The organism is Oleiphilus sp. HI0066, assembly GCF_001635725.1.
The window spans coordinates 1-969 of sequence record NZ_LWFH01001695.1 but is presented as its reverse complement, the minus strand read 5'-3'; the positions used below and the strand labels follow the sequence as shown (position 1 = coordinate 969).

At 43.3% G+C, this 969-nt stretch carries 2 protein-coding genes; one reads left to right on the top strand and one right to left on the bottom strand.

Features of this window, described 5'->3' with window-relative positions; translation table 11 throughout:
* Positions 1 to 571: DNA-3-methyladenine glycosylase I (locus tag A3738_RS26515; RefSeq protein WP_082890160.1), on the bottom strand; the 571-nt coding region annotated here is incomplete at its 3' end.
* Between the two features lie 52 nt (positions 572 to 623).
* Between A3738_RS26515 and yfbR the strand changes: the two genes are divergently transcribed.
* Positions 624 to 969: 5'-deoxynucleotidase (gene yfbR / locus A3738_RS26510; RefSeq protein WP_082890159.1), on the top strand; the 346-nt coding region annotated here is incomplete at its 3' end.

Here is a 969-nt window from a genome sequence, read left to right as displayed (position 1 = left end):
CCCAACACGGGCAAGCTTGAAGGTGATCATTGACCATGCCAACGGCTTGCATGAAAGCGTAGCAGATAGTCGGACCAACAAAGGTAAAACCTCTTTTTTTAAGCGCTTTTGACATAGCCTTTGATTCTTCTGTTTCAGCAGGCACCTCATCAAGACTATTAAATGTATTTTGTATTGGCGCACCACCCACAAATGCCCACAAGAATTCACTAAAACTTTGCTCTTCTTTTTCAAACTCTAGAAAGCCTTTAGCATTCTTGATGATCGACTCGACCTTCAGTTTGTTCCGAATGATTCCTGGATCATTAAGTAATGCATCACGTTTAGCTTGGTCATATTGGATAATCTTTTTCGCATCGAACCCATCATAGGCGGCTTCGTATGTCGCTTGCTTTTTCAGAATCGTTATCCAACTTAGTCCTGCTTGCTGGCCATCTAAACAAAGCTTTTCAAACAAAGTTTGATCATCGTAAACTGGCCGTCCCCAGACGGTATCATGGTAGTGCTGGTAGATTGGGTCGTCTCCACACCAGCCACATCGCTGCATTGTCTTGTGATCCTTTTTTGCCATGGTCAAACTCCACTTGTTATTGTAAATACTGTTTCAAAGAGCGAATAAAATTATGAGTCATTTTTTTGCATATATCAGCCGTCTTCGCTGGATCCAGCGTTGGAGTCTAATGCGCAATGCCATTCCCGAAGATGTTGCAACCCATTCTTGGGAAGTTGGCACACTGGCGCATGTCTTAGGCGTGATACATAACAACCAAAATCCTAACAATAAGATTGATGCTCATAAATTAGCGACTTGTGGTCTGTATCACGATGCCACTGAGGTCATCACGGGGGATATGCCAACACCGGTCAAATATCACAGTAAGGCCATGCGAAATGCATACAAAGGCGTGGAGCAACGCGCCGAAAAAGAACTGCTCAATCTATTACCCACAGAAATGCATGAAGCATTTA